The sequence below is a fragment of the Paenibacillus sp. FSL R7-0210 genome, from assembly GCF_038009085.1.
GTDB lineage: Bacteria > Bacillota > Bacilli > Paenibacillales > Paenibacillaceae > Paenibacillus_AQ > Paenibacillus_AQ silagei.
The window spans coordinates 5,836,323-5,852,095 of the sequence record NZ_JBBPAR010000001.1; the positions used below are offsets into that span (position 1 = coordinate 5,836,323).

The window sequence follows — 15,773 nt, forward strand, 5'->3', positions numbered from 1 at the left end:
GACTACAGCCTCATTTAGAATGGTTGCGACGGATGCCACCCACTTATTTTCATTCCTGGGGGTGACAAGGCCTCTGTCTTGTCATGCCTGTTTTTCGCATACATTCGGCCCGTGCACACCCCAGCCTGCACATTGTATGCTGTTTTTCACATACATTCGGCCCGCGCACATCCCAGCCTGCACATTGTATGCTGTTTTTCACATACATTCGGCCCGCGCACACCCCAGCCTGCACATTGTATGCTGTTTTTCGCATACATTCGGCCCGCGCACACTCCAGCCTGCACATTGTATGCTGTTTTTCGCATACATTTGGCCCGCACACACCCCAGCCTGCACATTGTATGCTGTTTTTCGCATACATTTGGTCCGTGCGCCCTCTAACCTGCACATTGTATGCTGTTTTTCGCATACATTCAGCCACCCGTCGCTGCCGCCAGTAGCCGCCCGCTTCAGCGGGCGTACCTCTCGCGCAGCATACGCGCTGCTTCAAGCACCTGCGGGTCGCTGTACCGCAGGCTGTAGCCCGTCGCCTGCTGCAGCAGCTCCGCCGGCAGCAGGCGGGTTCCCCGGCCGGCAAGCGCCTGCCGGATACCCGCAGTGAATTCGGCCGCCGAAGACGGGCCGCCAAGCTCCGCGAGCGCGGCGATGGTCTCCGGCCGCACGCGCGGATAGTCCAGGAAAGCATCGCCGTCCGCTGCATCCTGATAGAAGCGGCGGATGCACTCTCCGCGCGCGAGCCCCGTGCCGGACACAATCACGAACGCGTGGACGAAGTATGCGCTACTCTGTCTGCGCTGGGCAATGCCGCAGAACTTACGGCCGCCGATCGCCAGGTCGAAGTCACCGGGGCAATACGACCCGGTGACTTCTTCTGCCCGGATCTGCGCTGCTGCCTGCGGATAGCCCGCCGCTACCGCTTCGGTAATCACCGAAGCCAGCAGCCGGAAATCATCGTGGAAGTCCAGCTTGCCCGCAGGCTTCGGCAGCAGCAGGGACACGTTGATCACTCCCGCATCCAGCGGCACCGCAGCGCCGCCCGAATGGCGGACTGCCGTACGGATGCCCTGCTGCTCCAGCGCCTGCATCGCCTCTGCTGCGCGGGGCAGCTTGCTGTCCCGCAGCCCCAGCGCTACTCCGCCGGGGTGGCTCCAGAGATGCAGCACCGGCGGGACCTTACCGGCCCCGACATCACGGCACAGCACCTCTTCAAAAGCAAACGGAATCAGCATATCCTCCGCAGATGCCTCTTCCCCTTCTTCCCCTGCTTCACCGCTGGTATGCGTGAAGAGGACCATCTGCTCCGGCAGTATTCCCGCCGCCCCGCTCTCCAGTACATCATAAGGTTCACTCCGCATGCTGATTCCCCTTTCTATCTATAAGCCCTGGCCAATCTTAACTCCGTTAACTATTCACATTGTAACCGATCTCTCCCCGCACCGTACAACCGGCAGTGTATGCCCTTACAGATTTGAAATAGCGAAGCGAACCCGTTATCCTTAATGTAGTACAGAAGAATATACCAGCCATAAGATTCGCGCATAAGCTCATGCTATACACAACCTCTAGGAGTGATGCTGCATGACAACCGAACCACAGGCAAAAGACAGGCAACTAAGCAAATCCAGGCAATGGGAACAGGCCATGAGCAAGCTGTACATCAACTTTCAAGACTACAGCAAGGATGCTCGCAAAGAGTTCAACGATGAGGATATTCATCAGGCCAGAGTCAATAGCCGCAAGCTGCTGACCCTGTTGTCCATTCTTGATCCGGGCCATACTGCAACGGCAGACTTGTATGACAGCTTCAAGCAGGCCCAGAAGAAGCTCGGCAGAGTCCGTGATGCAGATGTGCTGATCGGGTCGTTTGAAGCCCGGCGCAAGGCGGCGAAGGCGGCTGGTGATAAGAAGACTGCCAAGCTGCTGAAGTCGGTAATCGAACACCAGAAGGATACACGGAAGAGCGCCCGCAAGAAGCTGAAGAAGGCACTGCCCAAGCTGTCCGGCCAAGCGCTCGAAGCGATGTGGACACCTTTTATCGAGACAGGGCTAGAGCCCCTCGCCGCCAAAAAAGACGCCAATGTCGCCATGCGCGAGCTTGAAGTCGCCTTTGAACAGAAGAAAAAAGCCTGCAAGACCTTATTCAAGGGTCCTCAAGCTGAATCAAAAGAAGCCTTCGAAGCTCTTCATGAGCTGAGGATCGCCGCCAAGGAACTGCGGTATACGGCGAATGCGGCTGATTTTGCGCTGGATCAGAAATTCCATGCCCATGAAGCCTTCTATAAGGACATCCAGGACCAGCTCGGACTCATTAATGACAAGCGGGTATGGCTTGAGACGCTGCAATCGATTGGACGCCAAGAGCTGGATGTCGGCAAAAAAGTCTGGGCTGCCTTCACCGATACGCTGCGGGCAGAGGTACTGGAGGCTCTTCATCAGAACGGGGTTGTCCCTGTTGCTGAGGCTAAGCCCCCCAAATAGGGCATCATAGCTGATCATCCCATCCTCTACACAAAGGCAGGACGCCGCATGTTATCCAAGCGGTATCCTGCCTTTGTTCATAAGCGCCACGTACTATAGCATTCCGGCAGCCCATAATCCGCCTCTGCGGATCATCCGTCGCAGCGGCTCTGAAGAGAAGGAAGGCAGATGGTGTCCAGGCATCAGATAGACCACCCGGCCTTCGCCGAAGGGATGGCACCATGCCGCCGGTCTCATCGCCCCGTCATGCGGATATTCGGCCAGCACCGTTGTCTTGAAGTAGGGATGCTGCTCGAAATAGTAAGGCTCGTCCTCTATGACAAAATCAGAGCTCCCCTCCATAATCGGGTGCTCCGGCGCACTTACCTTCATCTCCAGCGCTGTGAATGCCGGATGATGGGTGAACCGGGCACCGAGCATCGCCCCAAGTTCCTGATTACGCTGCAGAGATATGCCGTTATGCACGACAAGCAGCCCGCCGCCGCCAGCCACATAAGCAAGCAAGGCTCCGCTCTGCGCAGCGGGTAACTGCTCCTCTGAGAATTCCGTATAGGAGACCACCAGTCTGCATTCTTCCAATTCTGTCCGGTTCATCCGTTCGTAATCCTCCGTACAAATTACCTGGAACTCCGGTTCAAGGAGCTGCTCCAGCTCACGGTCTACCCCCTCGAAGGGATGATACTTCACTTCGGTATAGCTGCCGAACGCCAATGCTTTGTATGAAGACATGCTACACACACCTCTCTTTTGCCAAGTTAGCCTGACCGGAAAGTCAGTGTCACCCCTGATTCGTTCCCCCTGCCGCTGTCACCAGGGCCAGAGATTGCCGTCCAGATCGATATAAGCCGGTTCTTCGGCCAGATACATCTTGTGGTTATGAACGATCGTCATAATCTTGCCTGCTGATTCTTCAGGAGTTACAGGCGCCTCTGCATCCTTCTCCCCGTTCATATAGGTCTGCAGCCAGCCGGGATGGAAGACCAGCACTTGTCCGCCCATCGCACGCAGGTGATTGTGCAGCAGCGAAGACTGCATATTAAGCGCGGCCTTCGACATACAGTAGCCATACATATTGATCCGCTTGTTCCGCCCGATGCTTCCGGCCTCCGACGAGATATTAACCACCAGACGCTGGCGGCCTTGCAGCAGTAAGCCCATCAATGCATTGCTCACCCTCAGCGCACCCAGCGTGTTCACGTTATAAATCTCCGCCATCGCTTCATCATCCATATCCACGAGCACTGTTGCATCATCAGACTTGTGGATAATCCCTGCGTTATTGATAATCATATCAAGGTGCCCTGTACTTCCGGCAATACTCCGCGCGGCCTCCTTTACGCTCCCTGCACTGCCGATATCGAGAGGAACCAGCTTCAGGCTATCCGGGTATTGCGCTTTCAAAGCTTCAAGTAGCGCAGGGTCCGGCAAATACTGTCCGGCAAACACCATGTATTTACTCTCCAAAAGAGAACGAACGAGGCATAATCCCAGTCCACGGTCAGCACCGGTAACACAGGCAACCCTTTTCATGAGCTCCCCCCTCCTATCTGCATAATTATGCTACGAGCCTAGGTCCATCCCTCTCACATTAGCATGGCTGCAGGCCGTTAACAACATCCTGCAAGGGAGGGCAGGCTAAGCAGAACTTTACTTTTGCTTTAATTTTGAACTATGCTACAATCATGATTAATAGTTGTTAACAACACAATTGTTGACAACAGGTTTCATTAACTCTTACCCAGGAAGGTGATCCTACGATGTCTATTCAACAAATCCACACTAAGGAAGAATTACAGCAATATATCGGGCAGCCTGGCAAAAAACTGCTCTTCAAGCACAGCACCACCTGCCCGATCAGCGCCAAGGCCAACGAGGAATTCCAGGCCTATACACAGCATTCAGATACTCCTGCAGCCGTGGTCCATGTGATCGAAGACCGTCCTGTCTCCAATCAGATTGCTGAGGATTTCGGGATCAAGCATGAATCCCCGCAGATTTTCCTACTGGAGGACAGCGAAGTCCGCTGGAACACCTCACACTGGAAGATTACCCAAAAAGCGATAAAGGAAGCAGTGGAACAATGAGCGCGAACGTAATTGTCTATTCAACCTCCGGCTGCGGCGAGTGCAATCAGGTCAAACAGCTGCTGGAGAGCAAGGGCATTCCCTTCGAGGTCCGGGATGTGATGACCAGCTCCGTCTATCAGGAGGAAGTGGAGAAGCTGGGCTTCATGGGCATTCCAGTCACCGTATCCGGGGACCGGGCGGTCAAGGGCTTCAATCTCCCTGAGCTTCAGGAGCTTATGGATGCTGCTGTTCTGTAATATACGCAAAGGTGCTGTCCTCTCAACAGGAGCAGCGCCTTTTTTTTGCGATTCATCGAGGTAGGCGGCAACGATACATGGAGAACCCTTCTTCCCCACCGCCGTCTGCCAAAAATAAAAAACAGCGCTTGAGCGAGATAAATGGCAGATAATCTGCTACATATAGGTGTTTTGGCTTCCCTATGCACAGCCATTCAGCCATTTGCTGAAAATAAGGCGAATAGCACTCTTTTCCATTTTTACAAACCCCCTCTGAAGAGAGTATGATTCGTGTTGAAAGCAAATGAATGCATTCATGAAAATGAGCATATGCATGCACGCTGAATTTCCGTCATGTGGAAAACGGGGGAACCATCCGGCCGTCAGGCCGACTTGGGGTGAATCCGAAGGAGAATGCTACGCGCAGGTCTCCGGCAGGTAGGGCGACTCTCACCGTCCGAATCCGACAGCTAACCTCGTAAGCGCCAAGAGAGAGCCCTGATCCGCCACGCTTTTGTGCCAGGCGTCTTAAGCCTGTTACCCACAACCGCAGGCAGAGGTCCTCCTCTACCTGCGGTTTTTTGCGCGCTGTAATGAACTGCACAGTATAGATTCAGGAAGGAACGTGACCACATGCCTGACCCCTTATCGCCCAAACTAACCGCCGCTGCCGGATTCAACCACTACACCCAGCAATATAGCGGTCCCGTCTATGCGCTTAGCTGCCTGCTGCTGGAGCAAGGCGTCCGCGCCGAACAAGCTGCAACCGCCACCTTCGTTGCACTCCATCCACTATGGCTGAAGGGCCGCCTCTCAGGGGACGCCGCTGCTGCGGCTGCCTACAGAGAGTGCATCCGCCAGTGTGCCATGCTCGCCCACGACCGCAGCCGCTGCGCTTCTGCGCCGCTGAGCTGGGACGATCACGTTGCCAGTGCCTTATGGTACGGCATCCAGCTCCCCCTGTCCGACATCAGCCAGATTCTGGAGTGCAGCATCCCCGAGCTCAAGGCCCGGCTCAGAGGAATACGCGAACAGATGGCAGCCGCCCATTCAGCACTGCCTGCTGTGCACCGCCCTTCGGCGGGTTGAGACTGGGAATAACGCGGGATATAGGAATTAGTACCGCGGAATGAGTTGGACGTGGCGGAATTGGTTTCAAATATAACAGCCTCTGTTTGCATTGATTGCGGCAGGGCTTTTTTTGTTTTTCTCTGATACGCAGAACAGTGATGACTTTCTTTCCCAATACTTTTATTATTGAAATTGTTGGAAATACATACTTAATGGGGGTAATCATTTGACGAATGGACAAGCTAAATCAGATCTTGATCACACACTAGAAAATTTGAAGAATGTAGTTCAATCACTAAATTCTAAACAACAAACCCTAATTACCGAATGGCTAAAGCTATACAGCGATTATTTGATCAAGGAACAAACCTTTAATCCTGTAACGGATACCATAAAGTATGAAGCTGGATCCATTGTGTCTATTGAGCTCGGATATAACCCAGGCTCTGAACATGGCGGCAGCCATTATGCCGTAGTGGTTGAAGACAACGCTAAAACTTCACCTATTGTTGTTGTAGTGCCTTTAGGATCTTCTAAACCAACGAAAGCTGTTCACTTTAATGATGTAGATTTAGGTGTTATTCCTGGTATTAATGCCTTAAGTAGGTACCCCGCTGACACTAAAAGTATTGCTACAGTTAGCCAAATTAGAGCCATTAGCAAAATACGAATTAGTGCACCCGTACGATCTGGAGATCAGATTATTTTTGTTCCTACTCCAGAATTACGCCGATTATATGATAAAATTAAACAAAGGTTCACTACCAAAGGATTAAACCGGACTAATCGTTAAGCCTATTTTTCATTTTTTGTTGCATTATATACTATTCCGTAATATAATAATGTACTGTACCAACAACACTGGTTTCGGCTTTATAACTAGCTAGGAACCCATTGCAATTAGCAGTAAACATACACTGATTCCCTTGAGGAGTCCTTAAGGCCCCTGATGCTTGCATCAGGGGCCTTGTCTTCTCCATAAATTAAGAATAATCTTCTGCTTACTCCAAAACATAGAATCCTGTTTTTGTCAGCCGTTCAGTACATCGAACTCAGCTCTTGCCCTTCCCACCCTTGCCGCCCTTGGCAAACCGCCAAAAAGCCATACAGCAGCCGAGCAGTCCGGCTCCCAGCAGAAGGGTCTGTAACGCCCCCAACCAAGTCGACTGATCCGAGGGGATCAGGCTGCTGATAATAATCAGCAGGATCGAGGCCGCGACCAGCACGGGGGTTTGTCTACTTTTCTTCACAACACTTCACCACTCCTAAAGACTAATACTACTAAGGTACACCATCTCCGGCGTTTTCACCAGTTCACCACGGCTCCGGGCACACCCGGGCGGAAGAACGTATGGCGTCCTTGGCTAGTAATTCTTCACTCCATAGTAGTCAAAATCAGCGAAGGAGTCATGCTGGTGGGCATCAACGGAACCGATAAAATTGAACAAGCCTGTAAATCCGCCAATCTCCCCCGGCTCCCCGTTCACGCCTTCATCCGACAGATAGAGTACATCAATGTTTTCTACAAAAGCTTGCCAATCCCCGTTATCCCCGAAACGGTAAAGGATACTCGCGATGCCTGAATGATAGATAATCTTGAGCTCCGCTGTGTCTTCAGGGACTGGAATGTAATGGTGGACCGGCTCAATGCGTTGCCCCAGCTTGGCCTGAAGTACGTATAGAACGGTACCCTCTGATTCGGAGTGGGTCAAGTGAACGTACAGCCAATTATTTGAATCATAGTATAGCCCCAGACCGGCCGTTTCCGAGTAGTGATCGGGATGAAATTCCACCTTGGTTTGAACTTCATAATGAAGGGAGGTTGCGCGTGTGGCCATAATCGCCGGATGGATCTGCGAGAACAAAGAATTCTCTCCATGAATGCGTAAGTAACCCGGACGTTCAACCGTGTTCACCCATGCCGCTTGCTGGTCCCGGTACGGAGTCAGAAAATGAAGATCATATTTCTCCTGATTAAAATCATCAAATACGTCATGAGAGATTCCATCGGTCTCTAATTCAACACCTGTCATCCCCTCCACTTCCATTTTCGCTACATTCGATCCATCCTTCATCTCCAGCCAGCCATCCTCTGTCCAATGCATTTTCTGTATCGAGGTTTCACGGCCTAATGGATTTAAAAGCGTTCCTTCCACAGGCCGTGACATGAGATGGGCAATGTACCATTCGCCTGTTTGAGTTTGCACTAATGAGCCGTGACCTGCTTTTTGCATAATTGAACTTGGATTATACATCTCAAAATGCCCGGCATCCGGATTGCCAAGTGAAAATAGATGGCGCGGCGAGGAGGTGATGATCGGCTCCCCCGACGGATGCGGCTCATAGGGACCAAAAATATTCTCCGCACGTCCCACCTCCACACCATGAGCATAACCCGTTCCGCCCGCAGCTAATAAAAGATAGTATTTATCTTTATACTTATAAATTTGCGGTGCTTCAGCACAGCCGCGGCTGGTAAAGCCTTGCGTCACCCGGTGCCATTGTCCAACTATCTTACCCTCATTCAAATCAAATTCAGCGATCACAATATGTCCGGGCGCCTGATACCCTTCACGGGTCTCCCATTCAAGAATGGACACATAGTGCTTGCCATCTTCATCGTGGAAGAGCGCCGGATCGAAGCCTATGGATGTCAGATAGATGGGCTCCGACCAGGGTCCATGGATATCTTTTGCCCACATGGCATAGGAATCCGAGTTGAATTCACGGCCTGCCATGTTCAACATATGCGAATAGGCTAACCAGTACCGGTTCGCCCTAGAATCATAGGATAGATGCGGCGCCCAGATCCCGGCCGGAGTATTTGTGCCTCTTAGATTCACTTCACCTTTATTTAATACGGAGGCAGTCAGCTCCCAATTCGCTAAATCGGTTGATTTGAAAATTTGAACGCCGGGATTCCAATGGAACGAGGATGTCGCAATATAATACACATCATCCACTCTAATGATAGAGGGATCTGGTGCCATTCCAGGGATAATAGGATTATTAATCTTCGTCATTTCTCTGCTTCCCTTCGCTGTTTAGCCATATTATTTACCCTTTTCCTGTTGTCTATGTATATTATAATAACTACTAACGTACTTATGCGATGGGATGAGTACGGCTAGATTTACCCAAATCAAAGGCAGGTGCTGCAAATTGGAACATATGAATAGCTATCTCACAGGTGCACAGACGCTGCTGCTGCCGCGCATTGATTGGAATATACGCTTTTTTGGCGCACATACACAGACCGTTCCTGCCGATTGGAGCATGACTACAGAATCCCACCATGCCTTTGAGATTCTAATTGTGCTGGATGGGGCTCAAGAGACTAGGATGGATCATGAACCATTCATTGTGAACAGTGATGATATTCTGCTGATTCCGCCTGGGTTCGAGCATACGAATAAATGCATTTCCGCTACATCAATGACCTATTTCTGCGCTCATTTCGATATAGACGAGCCTTCCTTACGGATGAGAATTATGAAGAACTGTGACTGGGTCTATAAGCCCTCCCATTTGTATCATAGCCAGCTGAAAAAATGCCTTCAAAAATGGATCGATATTCTGCATGAGCCTGAGTTGTCGTTCACCAAAGCAAAGCTAAAAGCACAAATGGTCTTGTTCGAGTTATTGGAGGTGCTTGTAGATATCCAGCCGGTACAGACGGGGATACATGCTAACGAATCCATGACCACTGCGAAGTATGCCAAAGAAATTGCCGAAGCCATCAAGAGAGCTTTTAAGAAAAATTGCACCCAGGGAAATTCAGATTACACCATTCACATCCAGCCCATCATTGCTTCGCTTGGGATCAGCCCCAACTACGGATTAGAGGTATTTCAAAAAATATATAAAATGTCGCCCCGTACCTATCTATCCGACTTAAAGCTGCAGGAAGCCAAAATATTACTACAGCAGCCCAAAATATCTTTAAATGAGATTTCAAGTCGTCTGGGCTACAAGAACCTCTCTCACTTCAGCAGACAATTTAAAAGATGGACAGGAATCAACCCCTCCGACTATCGTAAAAATAATTGTGTATAGCAAACACCCATCTTCCTTTATGGGGCGGATGGGTGTTTTGTTGTTATGCTAATAAGTTATCGTTATTTAATTCTCCTTCAGCTCTTTAATCTCAGCAATGAGATGATTCAGCTTGTAACCGTTGGTATCCCTGGAGAAAGCTTTCATCTCTTCGCTCTCTCCCTCGAATGCAGATAGAACATAGTCACCATCAACTACATAATATGTCCCATAACGGGTGAAAGAGTAGCTTCCTTTTTGCTCTTCCCCTACCCCTTTTTTGATTGCAGCGACGATCTTCATTCCCGGCTTAAGTTCTGGTTCAATCCCCTTGAACTCAGAGTCATAAATCAGGTTAAAGGTCCCTTCAACCTCTTCACCAGTAACTACTTGATCTACATTAACTTGAAAAGAGGTAAACATAGGCTTGTAAGGCTCCAGACCGGAATCCTTCAATTTCTCCGCTAAATTACCCTCTGGAGTTCCAGGTTCAGTTATCAGATCCACGCTGAAATCCGGCAGTTGCTGAATGACTTCAGCAACTATGAACGTGTCCGTATGATCCAATACCTCCTCGAATGTTAAATCCCGCAAATCAACATTTACAGGAGAGCCGGTGGATAAAGGATATTCTTTACGAAGCTCCTTAATTTGCTCTGCCGACAGACTTGCACATTCCTATCCTTAATCAATCGCTTGGAAAAAATATCAAGTGAATCAACCTTGAAGTGTCTCTTTACGATGCTGAGGATGTCATACATGATTTTTGCGACGATAATACATCAGATAATTTTTAATACTTCTCTAGCAAACTACTTATTTAGAACAAAAATCCCGATGGTTGACCAGATTGGTCATCATCGGGATTCCTGTATACTTTTCCTTTAGCCAAGGCCTTCTCCGCCTTGAATCCCTCCAAGAGGTGTTCCAGGTGAAATATGGAAGCCCGTTCTTTCTGCGCCGCTGCTACTGCGTAATATTGGGATTAGGACAGATTCGGGTAGAGGGCGGACACGCCGCCTGCAAGTCCGGCTTGGATCATACGGCTGGTATCGTCGGCAAGAATTTCGAAGCTGCCGGCTGCTATGCCGTCAATAGCTATTTTCGCAATATCTGAAGGGTTTGATTTGGGAGCATCCAGGCCGGCCGTCATGTCTGTCTCCATATAACCCACATGTAAGCCTGCTACTCTAATATGACGGGGATACAGATTCAAACGAAGATCGTTCGTCAGCGCCCATGCTGCAGCCTTTGCCGCCGTGTAGGCACCCGCAGCTCCGCCACTAAACCAGGATAATGCGGAAAGAATATTCAGAACCGATCCTCCCCCGTTATTCTCGATGACCGGTCCAAAAGCGCGAACCATGGATAACGTACCGAAGAAATGCGTATTCAATTCCAGCTGGATCTGCTCCACATCCCCTTCCAGCAAAGAAGCGCCTGTAGATGATCCTGCATTGTTGATCAGAATCGTAACATCCTTAGCCTGGCTGGCTGCTGCCGCTACCTCTTGAGGGTTGGTAACATCAAGCTTTACAGGTGTAACTCCTGGAATATCCAGAGTTTCCGGATTTCTTGCTCCCGCGTAGACCTTAGCCCCTCTAGCTAGAAGTTCAAGCGTAAGCTGGCGGCCAAGCCCCCGGTTTGCTCCAGTAACCAATGCCACTTGTTCAGAAATGTTCATTGTATTCGCTCCCTATATGAGAATGATCGTTCTAGAAAATGCACAGGAGAAGATATAATAACCTAATCTCATCATGCAGTGATGTCCTATAAATTCAATATAACATATTGAGAACGATCGGTAAATAATTATATGAATATTTAAAATCGGATAACCACTTTCCCTTGGGGGTGACCTGTAGCAACCAGATTTAGAGCTTCATTAATATCTTCAATGTGGAACTCCCGGGCGTCTACCGCGGGTATAATTTGGTTCTCTTCAATGATTTTTGTGATTTGCCGTAATTGTTCTCCATCACTGCGTACAAACACAAAATGATATTCAATCTTCTTCTTCTTGGCTTTATGATCATACTTAGCACCAGCAATACTGAATAGTTTTTGCTTCCAACCTACCAAGCCCATAGTTTTGGCGAATCGTTTGTTTGGTCCGGTCCGTAGAGAAAGAAGATGGCCGCCTGGTCTAATAATGGAGAGTTCGCGGTCAAATTCACCGGGCCCCAAGGTATCAATCACATAGTCAAGATCACGAAGTCGTTCCCAGTAGTTCTCCGCCTTGTAATCAATGTATTGATCTGCTCCCGCGGCCATTGTACGTTCGCGCGCCTGTGGACTTCCACTGACGATGACCTTCAGCCCCATGCTTTTAGCGATAGGAATCGCCATTTGGCCAAATGAACCAGAGCCCCCTGGAATGAACACTCTTTCGCCAGCTTTGGCAGCTAACTCTTCATGCAGGCTTTGATAGGCTGTCAATCCTGTTAAAGGCGCAGCCGCACCGGTTACAAAATCCAGATTACCCGGCAGGTGAGCCATAGCCTCTACATGAACCGCCGCATATTCGGCAAATGCTCCAATTTTTCGCAGCGGCAGGCGGGAGTAAATGGCATCACCTACTTTGAAGCCAGCGACTTTCTTACCCATCTTCTCAACAACACCTGTGAGTTCGTTACCAAGGGTCAAGGGGAACTCATAGTCCTGGATTAACTTCACGCTTCCGGTAGCGATGAGCAGCTCCAAGTGGTTAACCGCCGCCGCTTTTACTTTAACCAAAACTTCGTAATCACTTATTTCCGGGACTGGAATATCGCGCACTTCAACTTGAAACGGTTTGGAATATTTGGTGATCTGTGCCGCCTTCATAATTAATACCCTCCTATCCGCAAGATCCTAAGTAACATTTACGACGATTTGTAACTTGCACACCAAGCATAAGACTAGAAGTTACAAAAGTCAACATTTGTTACTTTGTTTTTTCATGCTAAACTATAAGTGGATATTATTAATTAACGAAAGAAGGGTTGGCAGCATGGTGTTACACTGGGGGGTTAATCGTAAGTGCCTGCACTCCCCCATTCACCTGCCACAACAAATGGCTAAAATCACACAGGAGCTTATTATTGAAACTGCCGAGACATTAATTGAGCGTACGGAAAAATCTGAGGTGACGCTCTCTCAAATAGCGGATGAATTGAACATCACCCACGCTGCACTCTATAAACATTTCAAAAACAAACAAGAACTGTGGGCGGCAGTAGCTAAAGGCTGGTTCAACCGGATGATTTCAGAACAAATCCGTATAAACATGACTAATTCAGCCTCCCCGCAGGAAGTGCTCCACGATTGGCTATGGGCATTTGTTAATGCCAAAAAACGCGCTTATAATGAGAATCCCCAAATGTTCGCCTTGAATACACAATATGTGGACAGTAATCCATTGGTATTACGTGAAGTGCTTTGGGATTCTTATCAAATCATTGATGGTTTCATGGAATATCATGATCCTCAATTTGAACGGGCAGAGGCCATTCTATCTGCGTTTGCAGTGTTTAGTCTCCCCTCTTTTAAAGGATCATGGAATTCACCAGACTACCAAGAACGGTTTGAACGCCTCTGGAGTTTAATCAAACAAGGGGTTTGAATCCTGGAGGGGATGGCTGAATATACAACAGGGAGCAGTTACCTGAGGTAACTGCTCCCTGCGAGAAATCCATCACACTACTTCCGTCAAATCCTAAATTTTATAAGCCTTCATCGCTTTTCTGATCTCTTTGATGCTAGGGCGCTTGCCGTACATCAGGACGCCGGTGCGGTAGATCTTGGCGGCGAGCCAGCCGAAGAGGAAGGTTGTAGCCAGCAGGATCGCCAGCGAGACCATGATCTCCCAGAAGGCGACCTCCCCGACCCCGATCCGCAGCAGCAGGCTGAGCGAAGAGGTGAATGGTACGAAGCTCGCTACCTTCACCAGCAGCGTATCCGGGTTCGAGATGCTGAACAGCGGCAGATAGAAGCTGACGAAGCCCAGCATCATGACCGGCATCACGGCCTGCCCCAGATCCTCTGTCCGGCTGACAATGGAGCCGACAGCGGCATACATCAGGGCGTACAGGAAGTACCCCAGGATATACAGGATGAAGCCATAGACAATCATGCTGACATTAAGCTGTCCCAGATTCAGATCGAAATCGCTCAGGATCGTGGAATTATGCGGCAGCATCAGGTTGACGGCGATGGCAGCCGAGATAATGGCGATCTGCATCAGACCGACGAGGAAGATTCCGATGACCTTGCCGAACATCTGGGTTAGTGGCGAGGCGCTGGTGATGAGAATCTCCATAATGCGCGAGCTTTTCTCCGACGTAATCTCGGCCGAGATCATGTTGCCGGTCATCATCACCGACATGAAGAACAGAATCAGCAGGATATAGACAATGACATAGTTGATAATCGGTTTGTCCTGATCCTGGTCTACGCCACCCGCAGCCCCGTCAGTACTTAGCTGCGCGCTATCAATCGACACCGGAGCGAAGATCGCCGCCACCTGGCTCTCGGTCAGCTTATCGCCGACAATCAGGCCGGTATTCACCTGCTGCAGAGCGGCTTGCAGATTCGTTCTAAGCTTGCTGCTGATGTCTCCGTCTTTGCTGTGATACGTTACCGGAGGCACCCCTACACTGCCCTTGTCGGCAAAGGTAAGATACCCCTCAATCTTCTCATCCTCCAGCCCCTTCTTAAGGGTTGCATCATCTGCGGAAGGATAAGCGGTAAATACGACTTTATCTTCGGCTTCAGCCGGCGGAGTATAAGCGAGCAGCAGCTCGGCAGGCCGGAAGCCCTGCTGGGCAACGACTCCGATCTGTGTCGCGTCCTTGGCCCCGTCTTCTCCGTTGAACACTTTGATCAGATAAGGGATATTCATCCCGATACTAAGCAGAAGCACCAGAATTAAGGTGGTAATCATGAAGGATTTCGTTCTTACCTTATTCTTGAATGTGAAGCCGATAATGGTTGCCATTTTATTCATTGGATTCACCCACCGCTCTGATAAAGATTTGGTTTAGCGTCGGTTCCTTAATCTCGAAATGCTCGACCTCGCCCTGAGCCACAGCCAGTTGAAGAATGCGCTGTGCGGCTCCCAGGTCACTGATGGTTAAAACATACCCGCGCTCCTGCCGCTGCACTCCGGTAACTCCGGCAAGCTCGGCAAGTCCGTTCACTTCCCCGGCGGTGCGCAGTACAACTTCTTCCCGCGGATACCCCTTCTTGATCTCACGGATATCTCCCTGAACCACGGTGTTCGAGCGGTCAAGAATCGTGATATTCCGGCATAATTCCTCAACATGCTCCATGCGGTGCGTAGAGAACAGAATGCTCGTTCCCAGATCCCGCATCTCTCTGACGGTATCCTTCAGCAGCTCCACATTGACCGGATCGAGGCCGCTGAAGGCTTCATCCAGGATCAGAATCTTCGGCTTATGGACCACAGCGGCGACGAAGCCCATCTTTTGCTGATTTCCCTTGGACAGCTCTTCAATCTTCTTATTGTAATATTCCGGTACATCGAAGCGCTCCAGCCAGTACTTCAGGCTCTTATCCGCTTCACTCGCGGACATCCCGCGCAGCTGAGCCAGATAGATAATCTGATCGCTTACCTTGACCTTCGGATATAATCCCCGTTCTTCCGGCAGATAGCCCATCAGATGCTGAAGCTCCTTACTATACGGCTTGCCGTTATACAGGATGCTCCCTTCGTCGGGATAGATCAGGCCGAGCACCATGCGCATGGTCGTTGTTTTGCCAGCGCCGTTGGCACCCAGCAGACCGTAAATCTCGCCTTGCTCCACCTTTAGACTGATTCGGTTGACTGCCGTCTTCTCACCGTACTGCTTCACTACCTGCTTCAACTGCAATGCTTCCATTC

The 15,773-nt window shown here is 50.0% G+C and carries 17 protein-coding genes and 1 riboswitch; of the genes, 7 read left to right on the top strand and 10 right to left on the bottom strand.

From position 1 onward, the window contains the following. Positions 1-452: 452 nt before the first annotated feature. A complete protein-coding gene (locus MKY64_RS24620) occupies positions 453-1,358 on the bottom strand; it encodes a lipoate--protein ligase family protein (RefSeq protein WP_339253291.1) in 906 nt (301 codons plus the stop codon). A gap of 223 nt (positions 1,359-1,581) precedes the next feature. Between MKY64_RS24620 and MKY64_RS24625 the strand changes: the two genes are divergently transcribed. Then, the gene (locus MKY64_RS24625; protein WP_339253289.1) at positions 1,582-2,481 is read left to right on the top strand and encodes a CHAD domain-containing protein; all 900 of its coding nucleotides are present in this window, start codon (positions 1,582-1,584) and stop codon (positions 2,479-2,481) included. Between the two features lie 93 nt (positions 2,482-2,574). Here the strand turns inward: MKY64_RS24625 and MKY64_RS24630 are convergent, their stop codons facing one another. Next, entirely contained in the window at positions 2,575-3,210 is a 636-nt protein-coding gene (locus tag MKY64_RS24630) for a ThuA domain-containing protein (protein WP_339253287.1), read from the bottom strand. A gap of 78 nt (positions 3,211-3,288) precedes the next feature. Further along, positions 3,289-4,011, bottom strand: coding sequence for an SDR family NAD(P)-dependent oxidoreductase (locus MKY64_RS24635; RefSeq protein ID WP_076083811.1), 723 nt, complete (start codon positions 4,009-4,011; stop codon positions 3,289-3,291). A gap of 227 nt (positions 4,012-4,238) precedes the next feature. On the opposite strand from MKY64_RS24635, the gene ytxJ reads away from it, so the two are divergent. From ytxJ to MKY64_RS24655, 4 genes are all read left to right on the top strand, one after another. Continuing rightward, on the top strand, positions 4,239-4,565 hold the full coding sequence (gene ytxJ / locus MKY64_RS24640; RefSeq protein WP_076083788.1) for a bacillithiol system redox-active protein YtxJ: 327 nt from the start codon (positions 4,239-4,241) through the stop codon (positions 4,563-4,565). Then, the gene (locus MKY64_RS24645) at positions 4,562-4,804 is read left to right on the top strand and encodes a glutaredoxin family protein (RefSeq protein ID WP_036722203.1); all 243 of its coding nucleotides are present in this window, start codon (positions 4,562-4,564) and stop codon (positions 4,802-4,804) included. Before ytxJ ends, MKY64_RS24645 begins: the two co-directional genes overlap by 4 nt. A 308-nt stretch (positions 4,805-5,112) precedes the next feature. Beyond that, a riboswitch (cyclic di-AMP (ydaO/yuaA leader) is annotated at positions 5,113-5,282 on the top strand. A 134-nt stretch (positions 5,283-5,416) separates the two neighbouring features. Next, positions 5,417-5,872, top strand: a complete 456-nt coding sequence (locus MKY64_RS24650) for a hypothetical protein (RefSeq protein WP_209877928.1) — start codon at positions 5,417-5,419, stop codon at positions 5,870-5,872. 208 nt (positions 5,873-6,080) lie between these two features. Next, positions 6,081-6,647: a type II toxin-antitoxin system PemK/MazF family toxin gene (locus tag MKY64_RS24655; RefSeq protein ID WP_209877930.1), complete on the top strand. Its 567-nt coding sequence runs from the start codon at positions 6,081-6,083 to the stop codon at positions 6,645-6,647. 259 nt (positions 6,648-6,906) lie between these two features. Here MKY64_RS24655 and MKY64_RS24660 read toward each other — a convergent pair whose 3' ends face one another. Together MKY64_RS24660 and MKY64_RS24665 are read right to left on the bottom strand one after the other, a co-directional pair. After that, on the bottom strand, positions 6,907-7,104 hold the full coding sequence (locus MKY64_RS24660; RefSeq protein ID WP_339253280.1) for a hypothetical protein: 198 nt from the start codon (positions 7,102-7,104) through the stop codon (positions 6,907-6,909). A 114-nt stretch (positions 7,105-7,218) separates the two neighbouring features. Then, positions 7,219-8,877, bottom strand: a complete 1,659-nt coding sequence (locus tag MKY64_RS24665; protein ID WP_340956399.1) for a family 43 glycosylhydrolase — start codon at positions 8,875-8,877, stop codon at positions 7,219-7,221. Between the two features lie 148 nt (positions 8,878-9,025). Between MKY64_RS24665 and MKY64_RS24670 the strand changes: the two genes are divergently transcribed. Next, complete coding sequence (locus MKY64_RS24670) at positions 9,026-9,910, top strand: AraC family transcriptional regulator (protein ID WP_340958162.1); 885 nt, start codon at positions 9,026-9,028, stop codon at positions 9,908-9,910. A 66-nt stretch (positions 9,911-9,976) separates the two neighbouring features. On the opposite strand, the gene MKY64_RS24675 is transcribed toward MKY64_RS24670, so the two are convergent. The 3 genes from MKY64_RS24675 to MKY64_RS24685 form a co-directional block, all read right to left on the bottom strand. After that, positions 9,977-10,456: a hypothetical protein gene (locus MKY64_RS24675; RefSeq protein ID WP_340956401.1), complete on the bottom strand. Its 480-nt coding sequence runs from the start codon at positions 10,454-10,456 to the stop codon at positions 9,977-9,979. A 418-nt stretch (positions 10,457-10,874) separates the two neighbouring features. Beyond that, a complete protein-coding gene (locus MKY64_RS24680; RefSeq protein ID WP_340956403.1) occupies positions 10,875-11,573 on the bottom strand; it encodes an SDR family oxidoreductase in 699 nt (232 codons plus the stop codon). Between the two features lie 140 nt (positions 11,574-11,713). Continuing rightward, positions 11,714-12,715 carry an NADP-dependent oxidoreductase gene (locus MKY64_RS24685; protein WP_036722185.1) on the bottom strand — a complete coding sequence of 334 codons (1,002 nt, stop codon included), beginning with the start codon at positions 12,713-12,715 and terminating at the stop codon, positions 11,714-11,716. Between the two features lie 166 nt (positions 12,716-12,881). Between MKY64_RS24685 and MKY64_RS24690 the strand changes: the two genes are divergently transcribed. After that, on the top strand, positions 12,882-13,493 hold the full coding sequence (locus tag MKY64_RS24690) for a TetR/AcrR family transcriptional regulator (protein WP_340956405.1): 612 nt from the start codon (positions 12,882-12,884) through the stop codon (positions 13,491-13,493). A 93-nt stretch (positions 13,494-13,586) separates the two neighbouring features. Here MKY64_RS24690 and MKY64_RS24695 read toward each other — a convergent pair whose 3' ends face one another. Then, positions 13,587-14,876 carry an ABC transporter permease gene (locus MKY64_RS24695; RefSeq protein WP_036722184.1) on the bottom strand — a complete coding sequence of 430 codons (1,290 nt, stop codon included), beginning with the start codon at positions 14,874-14,876 and terminating at the stop codon, positions 13,587-13,589. Then, a complete protein-coding gene (locus tag MKY64_RS24700; protein ID WP_340956410.1) occupies positions 14,869-15,771 on the bottom strand; it encodes an ABC transporter ATP-binding protein in 903 nt (300 codons plus the stop codon). The genes MKY64_RS24695 and MKY64_RS24700 overlap by 8 nt, the downstream gene beginning before the upstream one ends. Positions 15,772-15,773 lie beyond the last annotated feature (2 nt).